This window comes from Mesorhizobium sp. B2-8-5 (assembly GCF_006440675.2).
In the GTDB taxonomy this organism is placed as follows: Bacteria; Pseudomonadota; Alphaproteobacteria; order Rhizobiales; family Rhizobiaceae; genus Mesorhizobium.
On record NZ_CP083951.1, the window covers coordinates 1,940,116 to 1,959,464 of the forward strand.

15 protein-coding genes are annotated in these 19,349 nt (G+C 60.6%); 6 read left to right on the forward strand and 9 right to left on the reverse strand.

The window, feature by feature from the left end; all coding sequences use genetic code 11:
• Positions 1 to 123: 123 nt before the first annotated feature.
• Positions 124 to 1,023, reverse strand: a complete 900-nt coding sequence (locus FJ430_RS09385; RefSeq protein ID WP_140706782.1) for a MurR/RpiR family transcriptional regulator — start codon at positions 1,021 to 1,023, stop codon at positions 124 to 126.
• Positions 1,024 to 1,337: 314 nt separating this feature from the next.
• Between FJ430_RS09385 and FJ430_RS09390 the strand changes: the two genes are divergently transcribed.
• Positions 1,338 to 2,522, forward strand: a complete 1,185-nt coding sequence (locus FJ430_RS09390; RefSeq protein ID WP_140706784.1) for a Gfo/Idh/MocA family protein — start codon at positions 1,338 to 1,340, stop codon at positions 2,520 to 2,522.
• 157 nt (positions 2,523 to 2,679) lie between these two features.
• On the opposite strand, the gene FJ430_RS09395 is transcribed toward FJ430_RS09390, so the two are convergent.
• Positions 2,680 to 2,859, reverse strand: a complete 180-nt coding sequence (locus FJ430_RS09395) for a hypothetical protein (protein ID WP_140642480.1) — start codon at positions 2,857 to 2,859, stop codon at positions 2,680 to 2,682.
• Between the two features lie 288 nt (positions 2,860 to 3,147).
• On the opposite strand from FJ430_RS09395, the gene FJ430_RS09400 reads away from it, so the two are divergent.
• A complete protein-coding gene (locus FJ430_RS09400; RefSeq protein ID WP_140642478.1) occupies positions 3,148 to 3,582 on the forward strand; it encodes a hypothetical protein in 435 nt (144 codons plus the stop codon).
• 191 nt (positions 3,583 to 3,773) lie between these two features.
• Here the strand turns inward: FJ430_RS09400 and FJ430_RS09405 are convergent, their stop codons facing one another.
• The 3 genes from FJ430_RS09405 to FJ430_RS09415 all read right to left on the reverse strand — a co-directional run bounded on the left by FJ430_RS09405 (position 3,774) and on the right by FJ430_RS09415 (position 6,116).
• Positions 3,774 to 4,964, reverse strand: a complete 1,191-nt coding sequence (locus FJ430_RS09405; RefSeq protein ID WP_140651331.1) for an NADH-quinone oxidoreductase subunit D — start codon at positions 4,962 to 4,964, stop codon at positions 3,774 to 3,776.
• Between the two features lie 63 nt (positions 4,965 to 5,027).
• Complete coding sequence (locus FJ430_RS09410) at positions 5,028 to 5,417, reverse strand: hypothetical protein (RefSeq protein ID WP_226892123.1); 390 nt, start codon at positions 5,415 to 5,417, stop codon at positions 5,028 to 5,030.
• Between the two features lie 87 nt (positions 5,418 to 5,504).
• On the reverse strand, positions 5,505 to 6,116 hold the full coding sequence (locus tag FJ430_RS09415; RefSeq protein WP_140706786.1) for an alpha-ketoglutarate-dependent dioxygenase AlkB: 612 nt from the start codon (positions 6,114 to 6,116) through the stop codon (positions 5,505 to 5,507).
• A gap of 95 nt (positions 6,117 to 6,211) precedes the next feature.
• On the opposite strand from FJ430_RS09415, the gene FJ430_RS09420 reads away from it, so the two are divergent.
• The 4 genes from FJ430_RS09420 to FJ430_RS09435 all read left to right on the forward strand — a co-directional run bounded on the left by FJ430_RS09420 (position 6,212) and on the right by FJ430_RS09435 (position 12,810).
• Positions 6,212 to 6,442, forward strand: a complete 231-nt coding sequence (locus FJ430_RS09420; RefSeq protein WP_140642469.1) for a KTSC domain-containing protein — start codon at positions 6,212 to 6,214, stop codon at positions 6,440 to 6,442.
• 344 nt (positions 6,443 to 6,786) lie between these two features.
• Complete coding sequence (locus FJ430_RS09425; protein ID WP_140706788.1) at positions 6,787 to 10,683, forward strand: GAF domain-containing protein; 3,897 nt, start codon at positions 6,787 to 6,789, stop codon at positions 10,681 to 10,683.
• 224 nt (positions 10,684 to 10,907) lie between these two features.
• Positions 10,908 to 11,255, forward strand: coding sequence for an Hpt domain-containing protein (locus tag FJ430_RS09430; RefSeq protein ID WP_140642465.1), 348 nt, complete (start codon positions 10,908 to 10,910; stop codon positions 11,253 to 11,255).
• Position 11,256: 1 nt separating this feature from the next.
• Positions 11,257 to 12,810 carry a response regulator gene (locus FJ430_RS09435; protein WP_181175466.1) on the forward strand — a complete coding sequence of 518 codons (1,554 nt, stop codon included), beginning with the start codon at positions 11,257 to 11,259 and terminating at the stop codon, positions 12,808 to 12,810.
• Positions 12,811 to 13,220: 410 nt separating this feature from the next.
• Here FJ430_RS09435 and FJ430_RS09440 read toward each other — a convergent pair whose 3' ends face one another.
• The 4 genes from FJ430_RS09440 to FJ430_RS09455 are packed head-to-tail and all read right to left on the reverse strand — an operon-like array spanning position 13,221 to position 19,229.
• Positions 13,221 to 14,405 (reverse strand): patatin-like phospholipase family protein, encoded by a 1,185-nt coding sequence (locus tag FJ430_RS09440; RefSeq protein WP_140651340.1) that lies wholly within the window; start codon positions 14,403 to 14,405, stop codon positions 13,221 to 13,223.
• Between the two features lie 29 nt (positions 14,406 to 14,434).
• Positions 14,435 to 15,031: a hypothetical protein gene (locus tag FJ430_RS09445; protein WP_181175467.1), complete on the reverse strand. Its 597-nt coding sequence runs from the start codon at positions 15,029 to 15,031 to the stop codon at positions 14,435 to 14,437.
• A 14-nt stretch (positions 15,032 to 15,045) separates the two neighbouring features.
• Complete coding sequence (locus FJ430_RS09450) at positions 15,046 to 18,147, reverse strand: efflux RND transporter permease subunit (protein ID WP_319023002.1); 3,102 nt, start codon at positions 18,145 to 18,147, stop codon at positions 15,046 to 15,048.
• Positions 18,147 to 19,229 (reverse strand): efflux RND transporter periplasmic adaptor subunit, encoded by a 1,083-nt coding sequence (locus FJ430_RS09455; RefSeq protein ID WP_140706792.1) that lies wholly within the window; start codon positions 19,227 to 19,229, stop codon positions 18,147 to 18,149. The genes FJ430_RS09450 and FJ430_RS09455 overlap by 1 nt, the downstream gene beginning before the upstream one ends.
• Positions 19,230 to 19,349 lie beyond the last annotated feature (120 nt).

A 19,349-nucleotide genomic window follows, 5' to 3' on the forward strand; every position in this document is an offset into this window, starting at 1 on the left:
TCTCTTTAGTCAATCGTGCTAGAGCGGTTCGCCGTTTTCATGGAACCGGTGAACCGCTCTATCTCCTTGTCTTTCGCAATTCCGGACGGAAAACCGCTCACGCTTTTCCTGGAATTGCCCTTGTCAACCTGTCCGTTGCGCGACGACGCCGTGGACCAAGGCCATGCCGACCGCGAGCGAGGCGGCGAGCGAACGGAAGCCGCCGAAATCCTGCTCGACCACTTCCAGCCAGGTGTCGGAGAGTTTTACCAGCGGCGAAAAGGTGCTGTCGGTGATGGCGACGATGCGCGCCTTGCGCTCATGCGCGACGGCGACGAGGTCGGGCGTGATCGAATTGTAAGGGCTGAAGGAGACGGCCAGCACCGCGTCGCGCGGCGTGATGCAGCCGACCTGGTCGAGCGCCGTCGAGCCGACATTGTCGACCAGCACGTTGCGCACGCCCTGCTGCGAGAGCGTCAGCGACAGATAGGTGGTGACCGGGAAGGCGCGCTTGCTGCCGATCACATAGATCAGCTCCGCCGCCGCCAGATGATCGACCATCGTCTCGAAAGCGGCGATATCGAAATTATTGCCGATGCGGCCGAGCGAGGCCTGGCAGGCACCGACCATGCCATTGAGGAAATGCAGGTTTGCATTCGGCTCCTCGGCCTTGTCCGGGCTGCCTTGCGTGTCCGGCCAGGAGCCTTTCATGCGGTCCTTGAACAGGACCTGGAAATCGGAAAAGCCGGAATAGCCGAAGATCTGCGCGAAGCGCACCAGGGTCGAGGGCTGCACGCCGGCCTGGTCCGCCACTTGCGCGATCGTGCCCAGAGCCACGTCGCTCGGATGCTGCCATAGGAAGATCGCGACCTGGCGAAGCCGCTTCGGAAAATGCACGGTGCCCGACGAAAGCACCGCCCGCAGCTCTTCATAGGTTTGCGGCTTGGTGTAGCCAAGTGCCGCCAGCGACCGGCTCCGCTTTCTCGCCGCCGTCTCCAGACTGTGTGCAGACTGTTCGTCGGCCGCCTTGCCGCGGCCGCTCATAGGATATGCCTCATCGTGACCCCAACCATCGGATGCGTCATCCGATCCCTGCCCTCCGGATGCGGTCCGCTGGATCAGAACGACGTTTCGTTGAACCGTCGTCCTGATCCAGCTCGTTGTTGAAGCATGATCTTTTCCGAAAACCGGTTCCCACTTTTCGGGATCATGTTCTAGCTGGACCTGGATCAAAAGCTAACGCGGCACAATCGTTTTACAAAACAAAAAATAGAAATATCATTCGAAAACAACGGCGGTCGGTTACGACGAACATCGGCGACGACCGGCACATCGAACTTGGGAGAATAATCGCAATCATGGTCTATGCAACCGCCGACGGTACGTCGCGTCAACGTCTCCGGGTCGGCATGGTCGGAGGCGGCCGCAACGCCTTCATCGGCGCCGTGCACCGGCTGGCCATGCGCCTCGACGACCAGATCGCACTGGTCGCGGGCGCTTTGTCCTCCGATCCGGAGAATGCCGCGGCCTCCGCGGCGGAGATCGGCATCGCGCCTGAGCGCAGCTATGCCGATTACCGCGCCATGGCGAAGGCCGAAGCGGCGCGACCGGACGGCATCGAGGCGGTGGTCATCGTCACGCCCAACCATCTGCACGCGCCGGTCGCCACCGCCTTCCTCGAAGCCGGCATCGACGTGATCTGCGACAAGCCGCTGTCGACGACGCTTGCCGAGGCCGAAGCGCTGGTTGCGCTGACCAAAGCCAGGAAGCGCCGCTTCGTCGTCACGCTCAACAACACCGGTTACGCCATGGTGCGCCAGGCGCGCGAGATGGTGGCGGCGGGCGAGCTCGGCCGCATCGTGTCGGTGCACGGCGCCTATATCCAGGACTGGCTGACCAAGCCGATCGATGCCGAGGGCCAGAAGCAGGCGGAATGGCGCACCGATCCGGCGCGCGCCGGCCAGTCGGCGGTGCTCGCCGATATCGGCGTGCATGCCTTCAGCCTGGCGAGCTTCATTTCCGGTTTCGAGGCCGAGGCGGTTTCCGCAGACCTGTTCACCGCCGTGCCGGGACGGCGGCTCGACGACAACGCGCATGTGCTGCTGCGCTGGACGGGCGGGGCGCGCGGCACGATCCTCGCCAGCCAGACCTCGCCCGGCCACTACAACGACCTGTCGGCGCGCATCTATGGCGAGAAGGCCGGGCTCGAATGGTCTGGATCGCGGCCGGAGGAGTTGCGCTTCTCCCCCTATGGCGAGGAAACGCGCACGCTGGTGCGTGGCGGCCATGGCTCGACGGCGGAAGCCCGGCGCGTCTCGCGCATGCCGGCGGCGCATCCGGAAGGCTATATCGAGGCCTTCGCCAATTTCTACCGCGACGCCGCCGACATTATTCGCGCGCACCGCTCGGGTGGAACGGTCGATACTGAACGGGCGGCGCAGGTGCCCGATGTCGTCGACGGCGCGCGCGGCGTGAAGTTCGTCGCCGCGGCGGTGGCGTCGAACGCGGCGGAAGGGGCGTGGACGGCGGCGCGGTTCGGGTGATTACCCCTTCGCCGAGCCCGTGACGCTGCACGACACCGACGTCATCTACGGCGTCTACCGCGAACGCATGATCGAACGCAGAAGAAGCACCTGCCGACCATGCGTGGGGAATGAGTGATCGCCATGGGCGGCGCTGGAAGCACCGCCCATGAGCCATTCAAGGCCGGCGCCGCCTCGGCGTGGAATGCTTCGGCGGCGTGTCGTTCTCGTCGGGATTGGGGATCGGCTCCTCGTCAGGCAGCCGATCCGGATCCGGCTCGCGCACCGGCTTCGGTTCAGGGATGGGCGGCGTGGGCACCGGCGTGGGAGCCGGGTCCGGATTGGGGAGAATGGCCATCGCGTTTCCTTCCGCCGGTGCTCTTCTGCGATCCCAACAAGCGGGATGTCCTGCCCGACCTGAAATGATGGATGTGATCGCCGCACTCGGACGCTTCGTCGGGAGTAATCGGCGGCACAGGCTGGCAGAACGGTCGCGCCTGCGGATGGTTCCAACACGATCGGGCCGCGCGATGGCGGCAGATGACGATCAAATGATTCTACGTGGCTGTTTCGGCTCTTGCCGGCGTCGGTCGGCGCCTTAAATCCCGTTGTGGACGGGGGCCATCTGCCGACACAGGAGACGGCCGTGAAGCACCAAACCCTTGACCAGATCAATGCCGTTGCCGACGTTCATGCCGAAGCACCGGCTCTCATCGCCAATCGCGGCCAGCGCCTTGAACGTTGGGCGCAACTTCTGGAGGATAGTCCGAGCCGCCGCCTCACGGCGCTGGCAGGCACCGAATACGCCGCACCCGACGTGCGTGAAAGAATGCGCACAGACGGATCGGCGATCACCATCGCTTTCGAGGACCCGATCTTTCGCGCGCAAGGCTTGCGCGACGACACTTACGGCGAAGCCAAGCGCTTTTTCGAGATGAGCGACTGGCAGCTGCATGAGGTCGTCTGCCATTGCCATGTCGGCGCCAACATGCCGGCCCGCTGGGCGGCATCGCGCGTGCGGGCGGCGATCTCGCCGGGTGCGGGCATTCTCGCCTGGCTGAGAGCGGTGTTCATGCGTTAGAGCGGTTCACCGTTTCATGGAAACGGCTTTCCGCTCCACCGCTTTGTCCGACGCTATTCCGGACGGAAAAACGCGGGCACTGTCTCTGGAATTGCTCTAGCGCTGGCCGCGATGCCCACGATCGCGACCGTTCAAGACCTCCATGGGAACGACGGAGACGTGGCGGGCTCTCCGCGCTCCCTTTTGTTTGTTCAGCGATCGATCTCGCCGAACACGATGTCGAGCGAGCCGATGATCGCCGCGACATCGGCCACCATGTGCCCGCGCGACAGGAAATCCATGGCCTGGAGATGGGCGAAGGACGGTGCGCGTATCTTACAGCGATAGGGAACGTTGCTGCCGTCCGAAACCAGATAGACGCCGAACTCGCCTTTCGGCGCCTCGACCGCGGCATAGACCTCTCCGGGCGGCACGCGGTGGCCTTCGGTATAAAGCTTGAAATGATGGATGGTCGCTTCCATCGAGCGCTTCATGGTGGCGCGCGGCGGCGGCGTGATCTTCTGGTTCGGCACGGCGACAGGACCTTGGCCATCCGATGAACGCAGCTTTTCCAGGCACTGCCGCATGATCCGCACCGACTGGCGCATCTCTTCCATGCGTACCAGATAGCGATCGTAGCAGTCGCCGTGCTTACCGATGGGGATGTCGAAATCCATTTCGGAATAGCATTCATAGGGCTGCGCCTTGCGCAGGTCCCAGGCGGCGCCCGAGCCGCGCACCATGACGCCGGAGAAGCCCAGGCCCCAGGCGTCGTCGAGCGAGATCGCGCCGACATCGACATTGCGCTGCTTGAAGATGCGGTTGTCGGTGAGCAGGCCCTCGAGATTGTCGCAGGCCTGCAGGAACGGATCGCAGAAATCCCAGATGTCATCCAAGAGCTGCCCCGGCAGATCCTGGTGGACGCCGCCGACGCGGAAATAGTTCGCGTGCATACGGGCGCCGGAGGCGCGTTCATAGAACACCATCAGCTTCTCGCGTTCGGCGAAACCCCATAGCGGCGGCGTCAGCGCGCCGATATCCATGGCCTGCGTGGTGACGTTGAGAAGATGCGACAAGAGCCGCCCGATCTCGCAAAACAGCACGCGGATCAGTTGGCCGCGCCGGGGGACGGACAGTTCGAGCAGCTTTTCGGCGGCAAGGCAGAAGGCATGCTCCTGGTTCATCGGCGCGACATAGTCGAGCCGATCGAAATAAGGCAGAGCCTGCAGATAGTTCTTGTATTCGATCAGCTTTTCGGTGCCGCGGTGGAGCAGACCGATATGCGGATCGGCACGGTCGACGATTTCGCCGTCCAGTTCCAACACCAGCCTGAGCACGCCATGCGCCGACGGGTGCTGCGGCCCGAAATTGAGCGTGAAGTTACGGACCGCGGCTTCGGTCATGACGACCTCGCAAGAGTGAGTATCGAAGGCGGATCGCGGCCCGTCAGCCGCCGTCCAGCCGGGTCATGCCGTCGTCTGGATGATCAGGGTCAGCGTGCCGTCACCGTCGATGTTGGCGGCGACGACTTGCGAGGAATTCAGTCCGTTGGCATGCAGAACCGACGTCGCCTCGGGCGAGGCGTCGACCGAGCTCTGCAGCTTGGCCAGTTCCTTGGCCGTCGTCCTAGCGACGATGGCCTCGGCCTGAGCTTTCACTTCCGAAGGCAAATCCTCGAATGCGACCACGACAATGTTGGTGACGTTCTGGCCGGCATTGTCCTCGCCAGGCTGGGCCTGGTCGGGGGCGGGCTGCTGGGCCGGAGGCAGGACTTGCGGCGGCTGCGGATCGGCGCGTTGAGCGGAAGCGGGCAGCGCCAATGCCATTGCCGACAGGGTCAGGACTATCGTCAACATGCGCATCGTCTTTCCTTTCCATCGGGAAACCTGACGACACAACCCCGGGGCCGGACGATGGTTCCGGACATTCGCCGGCGCGGCAACTTACGAAGCGCGCATTGTCCGGAAGGTGACGGAATAGCGGTGTTGCTCAACAGGCGGGATGCTGTGCTCCCATTCGTTTCGCGACGGGCCGGCAATGAGATAGACAGACCTGGGCTCAACCTCGATCGTTTCACGATCCCATGCCGCGCCGTTCTTGCGGCGCAGCCGGAAGCTGCAGGGCGCGAGCAGCGAAACGCCGGCGACCAGTTCGAAATGCGGCTTGTCCCGGTGCCAGCCTATGCCGGCACCCGGGCGATACTCGTTGATCAGCACCTGCGCGAATTCGGTGGCCGGGACCGCCGCGAAGGCGGCAACCTTGGCGCGAAGCGGCAGCAGGAAGTCCGGAATCGGCGGCGCTTCGAGCACCTGGCGGCGCTCATAGTCGTAGCGCAGGCCGAAGCCGACGACCTGCCTGTTGGCAAGATGGCCGTGAAAATCGAACGGCTTGAAAGGCAGGCCCTGGATACGACGGACCAGCTCGTGTTCTTCGTCGCGGGTAATCAGGCCTGGCTGGTAGGAGAAGCCTTCGGGCGCGGGCGACAGGCTTGCGGGCGCACCGAAGAGATCGCCCTGGAAATCGTCGTCGTCGGCTCGGCTTTTCAATGAAGTCATGCGGCTCAGATAGGCAGTCGGAGCCCCTGTGCAAGCCGGCGCGGCGGAACCGCGCGGCGCACGACGAATTAAGAGTTGGAAGCAGGAGCCTGCACGTGCCTTCCACCGCGATCCGGAATATCCACTACGATCCGTCGAAGCGGGTCCTTTCGGTATGGTTCGTCCCGACCGGCAAGCGCTATGACTATGAGGACGTAGGACCCGAGGTCTACACGGCTTTCAAGGCGGCTTTCTCAAAAGGACAGTTCTTCAACGAATTCGTGCGCGATCGTTTCAGATATCACCTGGTCGAGCATGAAGGCTCGGCTTGCTCCGAAAAAATATAGAAATCAATCAAGTTAAATGGCGGAGAGAGCGTCTCTCGATTAGGGGCCGACCGAATCCACCCGCCTGCCAGCACTCCTAAGTGGCTCCGAGATTTAAGTGCTTCCGGGATTGGGTTGGAGGGCTAGCCTCGGAACGGCAGCTCTGCGCCGCATCTCGGCCGCTGGAGCAATCTTGCCACTGGCCGGAAGCAGTCAGGGTCCGGGCCGCAGAGTCTAGCTTGTCCCAAAGCCACCCCTCGACGGTACTGTCAATCAGTCGTCTGGCATGTAACACTACTTGCTAATATGCGGGTGGGAAAGCATTCCGCTGAACCTGGCGGAAGGTCCCTTTGGGAGAAGCCAATATGCAGGGCTCAGTCGAAAGCGACCTTGCCGGTCGCCTGGCATCCGCCGACCGGCGTATTGCCGAACTGGAACATATCAACGCAGTCGCGACGATCGAGCTTGACCGTCTTTCCGTTGAAAACAAGCGATTGATTCAATTCACCGAGGAACGCACCAAGGAATTGGCCATCCTCAACAGCGTCGGCGAAGCGACCGCCAAGACGCTGAATGTCGAAACAGTGACCCGTATTGTTGGCGACAAGGTTCGCGAGATGTTCGGCGCGGATTTGACGGAAATCCTGCTGCACGACGAGACGTCCAATTTGATCAACGTCTCCTATGCATTCGACGGCAATTACCAGTATCCTGAACCTTTTGCGATGGGCGAAGGACTTACCTCGAGAGTTATATTGTCGGGTAAGCCACTATTGCTGGGGACCGCCGACGAAGCCATCGGGTTGGGCGCCCTGATGCCCAAGGAAGAGGACGAGACTGAAACCTATCTCGGTGTGCCTATTATTGCCGGGAATAGGACGCTGGGCGTGGTTAGCGTGCAGAGCTACAGAAAAAACGCCTTCAACGAAGATCATATGCGCCTGTTACAGGGATTATCCTCCAGCATGGGCGTGGCGATTGCTAACGCACGCCTTTTCGACGAAACCCAGCGGCTGCTGAAAATATCAGAGGACCGCGCAAAGGAACTCGCCATTCTCAATAGCGTCGGCGAAGCGATGGCGAAAACGCTGAATGTGAAGACAGTGACCCGTATTGTCGGCGACAAGGTTCGCGAGATATTCGGCACTGAAGTAACCGAAATCCTGTTGCGCGATGAGATGTCGGATCTAATCAGGATCCCCTACGCCTTCTATGGCGATTACCAGGATCCTGAACCGTTTGTTATAGGTGAAGGCCTGACTTCGAAGGTCATATTGTCAGGCAAGCCGCTGCTGCTGGGAAATATTGACGAGCACATTGCTCTGGGTGCCCTGATGCCGAAGGAGGAGGATAGAACCGAATCATACCTGGGCGTGCCGATCATTGCCGGAGACAGAACGCTCGGTGTGGTCAGCGTGCAGAGCTACCAAAAGAATGTCTTTAACGAAGATCACGTGCGCCTGCTGCAAGGGCTGTCGTCCAGCATGGGCATTGCCATTGCCAACGCGTATCTCTTTGACGAGACGCAGCGGCTCCTGAAAATGGCGCAAGACCGCGCAAAGGAATTGGCCATTCTCAACAGCGTCGGCGAAGCGATGACGAAGTCGCTGAATGTTGACACCGTCATCCGACTGGTGGGCGATAAAGTGAGGGAGGCGTTCGGCACAGAGGTCAGCGAGATTCTGTTGCATGATAGTCAATCCGGTTTAGTTCGAGTTCCTTACGCTTACTACAGGGGCTACAAGACCATCGAGCCGTTCCCTTTGGGGATAGGACTTACATCGGAAATTATCTCCACTGGAAAGCCGTTGGTTTTCAACTCCATGGAGGAAGGAAAAAGGCGCGGTGCCTATTTTCCAGACGAAGACGACAGGACCTCTTCATACATTGGCGTGCCTATCAATTCAGGCGAGAGAACGCTCGGAGTGGTCAGTGTGCAAAGCTACGAGTCAGATGCCTTCGACGAAAACCACGTGCGCCTGTTGCAGACGATAGCCTCCAGTATGGGAGTCGCGATCGCCAATGCCCGCTTGTTCGACGAGACACAGAGGCTTCTCAAGGAAACCGAGCATCGCGCCGCTGAACTGGGCGCGATCAGCAAGGTTAGCCAAGCCCTCATAGGTGAAGCTGAACTCGGCAATACGATCCAACTGATAGGCGATCAGATGCAGGAGATTTTCAGCGCCGACATCGTCTATGTCGCGCTGCTCGATCCAAAGACCAAGCTCATCCATTTCCCGTATCAGTTCGGCGAGGCCTTCACTACGCTCCGGCTCGGGGAAGGCCTTACAAGCAAGATCATAGAAACCGGCGAGCCGTTGCTCATCAATCAGGATGTCGCGGAACGCGGCGCGGAAATCGGAGCAACTCCAGTTGGCAAGGATGCGCTGTCTTACCTTGGCGTTCCAATCAAGACGGCGCAGGGCAATGTCGGCGTGATCAGCGTGCAGAGCACGACACGGGAGGGCATGTTCAGCGAAAATTCGCTGCGGCTGCTTTCAACCATCGCCGCCAATGCGGGTGCGGCGCTTCACAACGCACAACTGTTCACCGAGCTCAAGGAGCTTTCGCTGGCCTTGACGGAGGCCAAGGAAGCGGCGGAGGCTGCCAACGAAGCCAAAAGCACGTTCCTCGCCACCATGAGCCATGAAATCCGCACGCCGATGAACGGCGTTATCGGCATGGCCAACCTGATGCTGGCCACCAAACTTGACGATGAGCAGCGGGAAATCGGCGAGACGATAAACAATAGTGCGGAAGCGCTGCTGACCATCATCAACGACATACTCGACTTCTCAAAGGTCGAGGCGGGTAAGCTCGACCTTGATCCTCGGCAGTTCGAACTGCGCGAATGTCTCGAAAGCGCGATAGACCTGATCGCGCCGAGGACGGCAGAGAAGGGACTGGATCTCGGCTACGTGGTCGAGCCCGGCACGCCGGAAACGATTGTCGCCGACGGCAACCGTCTACGCCAGGTTCTGATCAATCTGCTCAACAACGCCGTCAAATTCACCGAGCGAGGAGAGGTCGTGCTTTCCGTGATGGAGGTGCCGTCCGCAGCCGCGGACACAAGTCCACAGGGCGAAGGCGAGCGGAAAATTTGTACGCTCCAGTTCGCGGTGCGCGACACCGGCATTGGCATAGCCAAGGACCGGATGGATCGCCTGTTCAGGTCATTTAGCCAGGTCGATGCCTCCACGACCAGACGCTATGGCGGAACCGGCCTCGGTCTGGCGATCAGCAGGCGCCTGGTGGAATTGATGGGCGGTGAGGTTTGGGTGGAGAGCGCCGTAGGAAAAGGCACGACATTCTCCTTTACCATCCGCGCTCCGGTTGCCTCGAGTCGAAAAACGGCTCAGGCAGCGCCGTCAAAGGACGAGTTGGCCGGTAAACGGCTGCTGTTCGTCGACGACAACGCAACAAACCGGCGCATCACGTCGCTGCAGGCGCAGTCCTGGAACATGGCTGCATCAGCAATCGAACATCCCGCCGACGCGCTTCGAAGGCTTGCGGGAGGCGAGGTCTTCGATGTCATCGTTCTCGACATGAACATGCCCGGCATGGATGGGATCGAACTGGCCAGGCAAATACGCGCGCTCGAAGGCAACGGCAGCGTTCCGTTGGTGCTGCTCAGTTCAATGGTGCCCATGCCTGAAGACAAGAAGAAGGAGATGGAAGGCATTAAGTTCGCGGCCACGCTCTCCAAGCCGATCAAGCCATCGCCATTGCTCAATACGTTGCTGTCGATCTTCGTCGGAACTCCGACACGCTCCATCCGATCAGATCAGCCGAAGGGGACGGCTCTCGATAGTACGATGGCGCAGAAGTTTCCGCTTCACATCCTCCTGGTCGATGACAATGCCACCAACCGGAAGCTTGGCTCCAAGGTGCTCGAGCGTCTGGGTTACAAGCCGCAACTGGCGGTCGACGGGCAGTCGGCGGTCGCCGCTTATACCCAGGGCAGCCATGACGTTATCCTGATGGATATCGAAATGCCTGATATGGACGGTCTCGAAGCGACAAGATTGATCCGCGCGCCCGGCCCCCAATATGCGCGTCAGCCGTTCATCATTGCCCTGACCGCCAACGCGATGGCCGGAGATCGCGAGAGGTATCTGGATGCAGGGATGGATGACTATCTCAGCAAGCCGCTGCGCGTCGAAGACCTTATCGCTTCGCTGAACAAGGCGGTGCTGGCAGGCGGGCACAGGCCTGCCGTCGCAGCGCGAGATTTCGAGGAACCTGGCGTACCAAGGGTCTAAATAAGAAGGGTGCACCTTGGCGCAATCGCCACCGACGCCGTGGCGGTATTGATCGAGAACTATGTGCTATCGCTAATTTAGCATGTCTGCGATAGTCTGCCTTTGAGCGCGATGGAACTCTCACAAATCCAATCAGGGGGTTCGATTTCGGTCTTACTTCACCAGTACCGGAAGAAACTCGCGGTCACTGGTTATAGTCGGAAGAAACGCACATCGGGGATGTCGTGGCGATCGACAAAGGGGCACTGGACAAGCTGCGCGAGCTTGTCGGTGGCGAAGAGGCTGACCTTGTAGAGCTCGTGGAGTCCTTTCTCGAAGAGGGGCCATCCATCATGCTGGACATGTGGTCGTCGGCTCGGGCTTCCGACCTGGCAGTCACTCGGCGGGCTGCCCATTCCCTGAAATCCAACGCGCGGGATATGGGGGCGGCCGAACTCAGCCAAATCTGCGCCCAGGTGGAGGCGCGGTGCGCAAGTGGGGAGCCGGCGGATTTGGCGGAAATCGACAACGCGCAGCGCGCCTTCGACGCCGCCGTCACGGAGCTCCGAAAAATCTTCAAGCTGGGAGAATAGCGTGAGCAGCCCTGGTAGGATCCTCATTGTTGACGACTCCCGGACCACAAGGATCAAGCTCAAGAAATCGGTCGAGGCTCTCGGACACGAAGCCGAGGCGGTGGAGGGCGGCCGGGCGGCGCTCGATTTGCTCGCCACCGATAATTTCGACCTCATCCTTCTCGATATCATGATGCCGGTGATGGACGGCTTCGAGGTGCTGAAGAGTCTCAAGGCGTCGTCCAGAACGCGGGATGTGCCGATCATCGTGATTTCCGCGCTCGACGATGAGATGAGCAGCGTCGTCAAGGCGATCGAATTGGGCGCCGAGGATTTCCTGCCCAAGGATTTTGAACTCGCGCTTCTCAAGGCACGGGTTTCCACCTGCATCGAGAAGAAGAGACTGCGCGACATCGAGAAAGAATACTTGCGGCAGGTGGCCAAGCTGACGAAGGCGGCCGCGACCTTGGAAAGCGGGAGGTTCAACCCTTCAAAGCTCGGCATCCGCGATGTGGCAGGCCGCCCGGATGGCCTAGGCAAGCTCGCCACGGTTTTCGCTACGATGGCCCAGAAGGTCTATGAGCGCGAACGCAAGATGCGGCAGAATATCCGCACATTCCGTGGCGCATTGCTGCTGTTGGCCTGCGGAGGACTGTGGGGCCTTGTCGTGCCACTCTCGAAGATGGCTTCACTCGTTGAAGCTCATCCGATAGGGCTGGCGATCCTTATTGACGTCATTGGGGCAGTATTCTGCGTCGGGATAAGCATCAAGCGCGGGACAATGCCGCGCCTGGCTGATCTTACGCGCTCGGATTGGAAGTTCATCCTCATCCTTGCGTTCATCAGCTCGGTGATCAATCAGGTGCTGGTCTATTGGTTGGCAAGCAAGCTTCCCGCCTTCATCGTCTCCATTGTCATCGTCCTGGAGGGATTCGCCGTATTCCTGTTCGCTGCCTTGATGCGGACGGAAGCGCCTAACCTGAAGCGGTTTTTGGGACTTGGATTGGGTCTCGTCGGCATCTTCATCATACTCCTCTATGGAGAGCCGGCGGAAATGGCTACCAGCTGGTTGTGGCTTGCCATTGCACTCGTCATCCCGATCACTTACGCGACCGAGGATATCTACCTCTCGGAGCGCAAGCCTGCTGCTATCGATAACGTCGCTCTGTTCGGCATCACCCTTGTTGCTTCGGTTTTGATGCTGATGCCGCTGGCGGCCTTCTATCGGGACTTTATCCCGTTTGATCTATTGACCGGAAAGCTTGGCGTGATCGTCGTTCTAATGGCGGTTGCCGGCAATCTGGCAATGCTGCTTTTCATCGCGCTGATCTCCAGCACAGGCGCCGTATTCGCAAGCCAGAACGCCTACGCGGTCACCACAGCCGGCATAGGCTGGAGCATGCTGTTGTTGGGTGAAGCCATACCGGCGCTCACCTGGGTCTCCCTGGCGCTGATCGTCGTTGGTCTTCTGATGGTCGAGCCGAAGCAGGAGGCTGAGGAGGAACCGCCATTACTCGACGACGGGTTGGAGGAATTTGTCCTGCGGCCCGACCTGATGCCGTTACCGACGGAATGAACAGACTTGGAATATTCGGGCGCGTCGGATTTGTCCTGCCAACAATGGCCAGATTGCCTCCGTGGCGGAGAGAGCGTCTTTCGATTTAAGACCTATACCGTTGAAAATATTGAGCTTTTTGTTTGCTTTGTTACGTAGTTTGTTGCACGGACGGGGCGATGGTTCTGGGAGGCATCTGCGTAGGGAAGGTCAGCTTTGCGCCTCGTGTCCACCATTCAACGCCCCGCATGCCGGTCCCCACAAGCTGCCGTCGGCCCTCGCACGACTTCCACTGTCGGTTGGGGATCCTCCGGATGCATTATGCTTGTGGAGCGTCCGCCACTTGGACAGATAGAGGACGAAGAAATAGCTCGTGGTAGAGATTCAGGCCGACTTTCCGGACCGACCGACGGGTCAACGGCTCGACCAGCTCATCTCGAAAATCCGGGCGGCATGTTTTTCCAAGGCACGCCTTTGCGGCCCATTTTGTAGCCTTTCTCGAACAGCGCCCGCATGTATTTGTTCTCGAACGGAGTTTTTGGCTCGTCGGTGAAGTCTACCGGAACGTCTATGAAGTTGTAGGCGATGCCGTCGCGCTTGGAGATGGCGTAGAGCCGGTAGAGATCGCCGATCCCTTGCGTCTTGATAAGGGAGGAGACTGCCTTTTCCGCGATATCTGGCAGCGTGGCCTTCACCACAGAAGGTTCCGGCGTCGTCCTGCCGTTGCGGATGATATAGATGCGAGCCTTGACCCGTGCATGGAACGCGTGATCGAGCTCGCGCAGGCTCAAGCCAGCAGGCATGAGAAACACCTGATTGGTGGTGCCGCCATCAACGTGCATTTCGTGGTAAGACTTGCCCCCAGCGGTCACTTTCAGCTCGACCGGAGGGAAAATGCCGGGAATGGCGGTGGAGGCCAGGATAACCTGCTTGAAGAGCTTCAGCCGGTCCGGCCGATGGCTCGCCGCGATCGCGCCCATATCCCAAATCACCGGCCGATCCGCATCAAGGTTGGTCGTTCCGATGAAGAGGCGCCGTCCCTTGCCGGTTTCTCGGGCGATCTGATCGAGCATTTCCTCGGTGACTTCTTCGTCCAGCATTTTGGCAAGGGGGGCGTTGCTGGTGAACGATGCACTCGACAGCACGCCGAGGAAGCTGTGCTCGGTATAGATGTTGGCGTCCTTGATTGTAGTGAAGGCATGCTTCAAGCGATCGTCATAGGTCGGGCCAAGGAATGCGAAGGGCGCGATCAACGATCCGGTGCTGATTCCGGTGACGATGTCGAACCTTGGCCTGGTCCCAGCCTTGGTCCAGCCGGCGAGAATTCCGGCGCCGAAGGCGCCGCTGCTGCCACCGCCTGAAATCGTAAGCGCGTCGAGTTCCCGCAGCTTGATCGACGGATCGGCCTTTGCCGCCTGAATTCTCTCGTCGCGGAATGCGATGAGACGATCGGGCGGAAAACTTTCGTCGGAATCGCCCCAGACGCGTATGTCGCTGGGATAGCCACTCACTTGGGCCGCAGCCATGCGTTCCGTCGGCACGCCATCGCGTGGATAGGCAGCGATGCAGCCTGTAAGCTGAATTGCGCACAGGCCAAGCAGGGTGATCCTCAGCATAGCTTTCAAGCTCCTGACTCGGTTTCTTTTCAAGCTAAGGCGAAGCTACGGAAAAGCTGTTCGCCTCCAAGGACGGCGAAGGAGACGACGGTCATCAGCAGGGCACGATGGAAGCGCGCCTGTTTGATCTCTCTCACGCGTGAGGTTTTCAGCAATTCAGCCGATACCACCGAGGTCCAATCGGATTGCAGGGCCAAGTGAACCAGTTCGCGCACATCGGCGAAAAATTTGGGGTCCACATGGTAGACGGGCGGGATAGCGCAGGCACCGGCTATTTTGCGGTTGAGTTCCTTGTCCGCTCGCTTTCGGCTCGGATAGAGCACTTGTCCGAACTGCACGATGGGCATGATGACGATCCCCCAGACCGCCACGTAGAACAGCGGTCCGAGTGGAGCGTGCGACGGCAGCAGATCACCAAATCGCAGGATCAGGTTGAGGGCGAGGATGTAGCCCACGCCCACGATCTGAGCCTTGGTGTCGTAGGAACGCGCGACCGACTGCGCCTCCTGCAGCGCCGCGGACAACATCTTCTCGACATATTGGCGCGTGGTCCCGTCGGGTTCTGCGCACATGGCGGCGTCGGTCGCCAGAAAGCGGTCAAGGAGAGTGGGGCGTGTTTCCAGCATGGCTGTCTCCTTTCTCAGTCCGACAGGGCCAGGATCGGGATTGCACCGACGCTTGGCTCAGGTGCTGCCGATGGCTCGTCGCTTTCCCGGATCCGGTTCACCGCCACATAAAGAGCCGGCAGGAAAACCAGCGTCAGCATGGTTGCGACGGCGAGTCCGCCGACGATGGCGTAGGCCATCGGCCCCCAGAAGACGTCATGCATGATCGGGATCATGCCGAGGATTGCTGCGGCCGCGGTGAGCATGATCGGCCGGAACCGGTGGACGGTCGCGTCGATCACCGCCTTCCATGGTTCGACCCCCTGGGCCCGCTCATGCTCGATCTGGTGCACCAGGATTACTGAGTTGCGGATGATCATGCCGGCGAGCGCAATGATGCCGAGCGTGGCGATGAAGCCCATCGGCGTGCTGGTCGTCAGCAGCGCGATGGCAACTCCGATGAGCCCGAGAGGCGCCACGCTGATGACCATGGCCACCTGTCGGAAGCTCCCGAGCTGGACCATCAAAACTGTAAGCATCAGGTTGATCATCAGCGGGAACTGGGCCAGCAGGGCGGCGTTGCTGAGCGCGGTCTTTTCCACCGTGCCGCCGGTCTCGATCGATGTTTCCGCCGGCATCGACTTGGAAAGCGTGTCCAGCGCAGCGGCAACGTGCTGGTGAACGAAGGCCGGCTGCAGCCCCGGCCGCGGCTGTGCCTGCACTGTGATCGTGGGCAGGCGTTGGCGCCTCCAGACATACCCTTCATCGAGTTCGTATTTGAAATCGGCGAGCTCGCGCAACGGAACGGATGCGCCGGTCGGCGTGGTGATCTGAAGGTGGCGCAGCGCCTCGATAGTGGAACGCTCGTCGTTCTGGGCGCGTGCGACCACGTCGACCAGGTAGATGGAATCGCGCAGTTGCGTGACCGTCGAGCCGTTGAGCACCCGGTTGAGCGCCTGGGAGAGCTGTTCGGAGCTGAGCCCCGCCTGCCGGACGCGGTCCTGGTCGACGACGATGCGCAGCGTCTTGTTCTTCTCGCCCCAGTCGAAGTTGATGGTCTGGACGAGCGCGGAAGCCCGCAGGATATCGGCAACCTGCTCGCCATACTTCCTGGCATCCTCGGGAGTAGGCGCGCTCACCCGGTACTGCACTGGCCAGCCGACCGGCGGGCCCAGTTCCAGGCGCGAAATGCGCACGGTCACGTCCGGAAAATTATCGGCGAACAGCGCCTGCAGTTTGGCCTGCACACGATCGCGCGCCCGAAGATCCTTGGCGACGACCACTGTCTCGGCCATGAAGTCGTTGTCGAGCTGCACATCCAGAGGCAGGTAGAACCGGATGGCGCCGCCACCGACATAAGAGGAGAAGCGCTCGATATCGGCGTCGCCAGCAAGTGCCTTCTCCAACCGTTCCGTTTGCGTCTCCGTAACGGTGATCGAGGCATTCTTGGGCAGCGTCATCGTCACCAGCAGCTCAGGCCGGTTGGAGGCCGGGAAGAACTGTTGCTGGACGAAGCCCATGCCGTAAAGTGAGGCGCCAAAAGCAATGAGGGACGCGGCGATGGTGAGAAAACGGTGCCGCATGGTGAACGCCAGCAGACGCCGGAATAGCCGCATGAGTGGCCCTGGCTCCGCCGTCCCGTGCGCTTTCATGTGTGCGGGCAAGAGGGTCAGCCCGAGCACTGGCGCGAAGATGACCGCCACAAACCATGAAGCGATGAGCGCCACGCCTATGACGGCAAACAGCGAGAAGGTGTATTGCCCGGTATTGTTGTCCGCGAACCCGATCGGCAGGAAGCCGAGCAGCGTGATCAGTGTTCCGGTCAGCATCGGGAAGGCGGTGGACGTGTAGGCAAAGGTCGCTGCCTTGATCTTCGGCATGCCTTCTTCGATCTTGGAGATCATCATCTCGATCGTGATCATAGCGTCATCGACCAGAAGGCCGAGCGCGATGATGAGCGCACCAAGCGAAATGCGCTGCAGGCTGATGCCCGACGCTTCCATGAATGCGAAGACGATGGCAAGGACAAGCGGGATGGACAGCGCGACCACCAGGCCGGCGCGCAGACCGAGGCTGAGGAAGCTCACGACGAGCACGATTGCGACCGCTTCGAGAAGCGCCTTGGTGAATTCGCCGATCGCCTCACGCACGACCTCAGGCTGGTCCGATACCAGATTGAGTTCGATGCCGACCGGGAAGCGCTGTTTCAGCCGCTCCGCCACCGCATGAAGTCCCTTGCCGAAGTCGAGGTTGTTGCCGCCGTCGCGCATGTTGATGCCAATCCCGATGGCCGGCTTGCCGTTGACGCGAAACATCTTGCTGGGCGGATCGCTATAGCCGCGCTGCACCTCGGCGATGTCGGAAAGCTTGTAGAAACGCCCTTCCACCGAGAAATTGAGCTTGGCTATGTCGCCAGGTGCCAACAGCGAGCCGGTCATGTCGACCAGCACGTTCTCGCTGGGCGTGTTGATGATGCCGGAAGGCACCACGGCATTCTGGCGGGCGATAGCCGTCAGCACGTCGTCGAGACTGAGCTTCAGATTGGCAAGCTTCTGCGGCGAGAAATTCAGATAGACCTTCTCATCCTGGTCGCCGTAGATGTCGACCTTGCCCACATCGGGAGCACGCAGGAATTCGGCCCGTGCGGTCTCGGCGAAGTCGCGTGCCTGGCGCGGGCTGAAACCGTCATAGGTTATGCCGTAGATTGTGCCGAAGACATCGCCAAACTCGTCGTTGAAGAAGGGGCCGACCACGCCTTGCGGCAGCGTCTGCCTTATGTCGTTCACTTTCTTGCGGACCTGATACCAGATGCCGTCGAGGTCGCGTTTCTTGGTCGACTCCTTAAGGTAGACGAAAATCGTCGCCTGGCCTGGCTTGGTGTAGCTCTTGAGGTAATCGAGGTTCGGGGTTTCCTCGAGCTTCTTTTCGATGCGGTCCGTCACCTGCTGCAGCGTGTCGGGGGCGGTTGCTCCCGGCCAGTTTGCCTGGACCACCATGGTCTGCACGGTGAAGTCCGGGTCTTCCTGACGACCGAGGCGCTCATAAGAGGTAATGCCGGCCGCAACGCAGACGAGCATCAGGAAGACGACGATCGAACGGTTGTGGACGGCCCATTCGGAAAGGTTGAAGCTGGCCATCACTCGACCTCCGCGCTGGGCTTGACCAATTCGCCGTCGGCGAGCGAGTTCACGCCAGCGACCACCACCTTGTCGCCCGCGGCCAGTCCTTGGCTCACGGTGACGGAATTTGCATCGAACTCCAGCAGTTGGACCTTGCGCCGCTCCACCTTGTCGTCTTTGCCAACCACCCAAACCTGCGGCTGGCTTCCCGACTGCAGCAGCGCGCTCGGGGGAAGTGTCGCAACCATGTGACCCTGGTCGCTTTCGACCCGACCGACGACGATTGCTCCCAGCCGCATTTGCGGCAGCGGAGCAGGTATAGCAACCTTCACCTGATAGGTGCCGGTGGCGCTGTCAGCCTCGGGCGAAATCTCGCGGACCGTGCCGGTCACCGCGATTTCGGGGTGGGCCTGAAGCGCAACGTTCACCGGCATGCCAAGGCTGGCCCTGACGATGTCCTCGCTCGCGACGGCAAAGACGGCTTCGCGCTCGTCATTGCGCGAGATTTCAATCACCATCTGTCCGGCGGCCACCACTTGGCCGGGATCCGCCCCGGTCGCGGTCACGATGCCATCGTCGGGCGCTTGGAGCTCCGTATAGGCGAGCTGGTTCTGCGCGATACGCAGATTGGCCTCAGTCGCCTGAACCTGCGCTTGCGCGCTCCGCAGTGACTTCAGCGCTTCATCATACTGCGAATGCGTAGCGAAGCCCTTGCCGAGCAGGAGCCGAAATCTCTCTTCCTGCGCGGCAGCCTGAGCGAGAGCGGCCTTGGCCGCGTCGAGGTCTGCCGCAGTGGCGGTCACCTTGTTCTGGTAATCCACCGCGCTCAGTGCCGCGAGCTTCTGGCCCTTCTTGACTGTTGCGCCGGCGTCGACGTCGCGTGAGATGAGCCGGCCACCGACCTCGAAGCCAACCTGGCTGACATAGCGCGATTGGATACGGCCGGCGCCTTGCGTTACCAGCATGAACTTGTGGGGCGTTACCACCACCACCCGGGCCGTTCGTGGCGCTGCCGGCGCCTCGGCCTCCTTTTGTGAACAGCCGGCAAGACAAAGGCCGGCGATACCAGTCAAAAGGAAGTAACGCGACGACAGGCGCATGGAAGCCTCCGCTCGAAAGATCGGGGTTGCAGGGAACTAAAGGCCAAGCCACAGGTCGAACCGAGTGGCATTTCGACTTGAACGATTAAGTCAAATCGACTATATAGTCAATATGAGAGG

What these genes read in the sequence shown, in the direction of transcription:
- FJ430_RS09445 (WP_181175467.1), bottom strand. Translation starts at nt 15,031, where the DNA reads ATGCTGGAAACACGCCCCACTCTCCTTGACCGCTTTCTGGCGACCGAC.
- FJ430_RS09410 (WP_226892123.1), bottom strand. Translation starts at nt 5,417, where the DNA reads ATGTTGACGATAGTCCTGACCCTGTCGGCAATGGCATTGGCGCTGCCC.
- FJ430_RS09385 (WP_140706782.1), bottom strand. Translation starts at nt 1,023, where the DNA reads ATGAGCGGCCGCGGCAAGGCGGCCGACGAACAGTCTGCACACAGTCTG.
- FJ430_RS09450 (WP_319023002.1), bottom strand. Translation starts at nt 18,147, where the DNA reads ATGGCCAGCTTCAACCTTTCCGAATGGGCCGTCCACAACCGTTCGATC.
- FJ430_RS09390 (WP_140706784.1), top strand. Translation starts at nt 1,338, where the DNA reads ATGGTCTATGCAACCGCCGACGGTACGTCGCGTCAACGTCTCCGGGTC.
- FJ430_RS09425 (WP_140706788.1), top strand. Translation starts at nt 6,787, where the DNA reads ATGCAGGGCTCAGTCGAAAGCGACCTTGCCGGTCGCCTGGCATCCGCC.
- FJ430_RS09405 (WP_140651331.1), bottom strand. Translation starts at nt 4,964, where the DNA reads ATGACCGAAGCCGCGGTCCGTAACTTCACGCTCAATTTCGGGCCGCAG.
- FJ430_RS09395 (WP_140642480.1), bottom strand. Translation starts at nt 2,859, where the DNA reads ATGGCCATTCTCCCCAATCCGGACCCGGCTCCCACGCCGGTGCCCACG.
- FJ430_RS09440 (WP_140651340.1), bottom strand. Translation starts at nt 14,405, where the DNA reads ATGCTGAGGATCACCCTGCTTGGCCTGTGCGCAATTCAGCTTACAGGC.
- FJ430_RS09415 (WP_140706786.1), bottom strand. Translation starts at nt 6,116, where the DNA reads ATGACTTCATTGAAAAGCCGAGCCGACGACGACGATTTCCAGGGCGAT.
- FJ430_RS09455 (WP_140706792.1), bottom strand. Translation starts at nt 19,229, where the DNA reads ATGCGCCTGTCGTCGCGTTACTTCCTTTTGACTGGTATCGCCGGCCTT.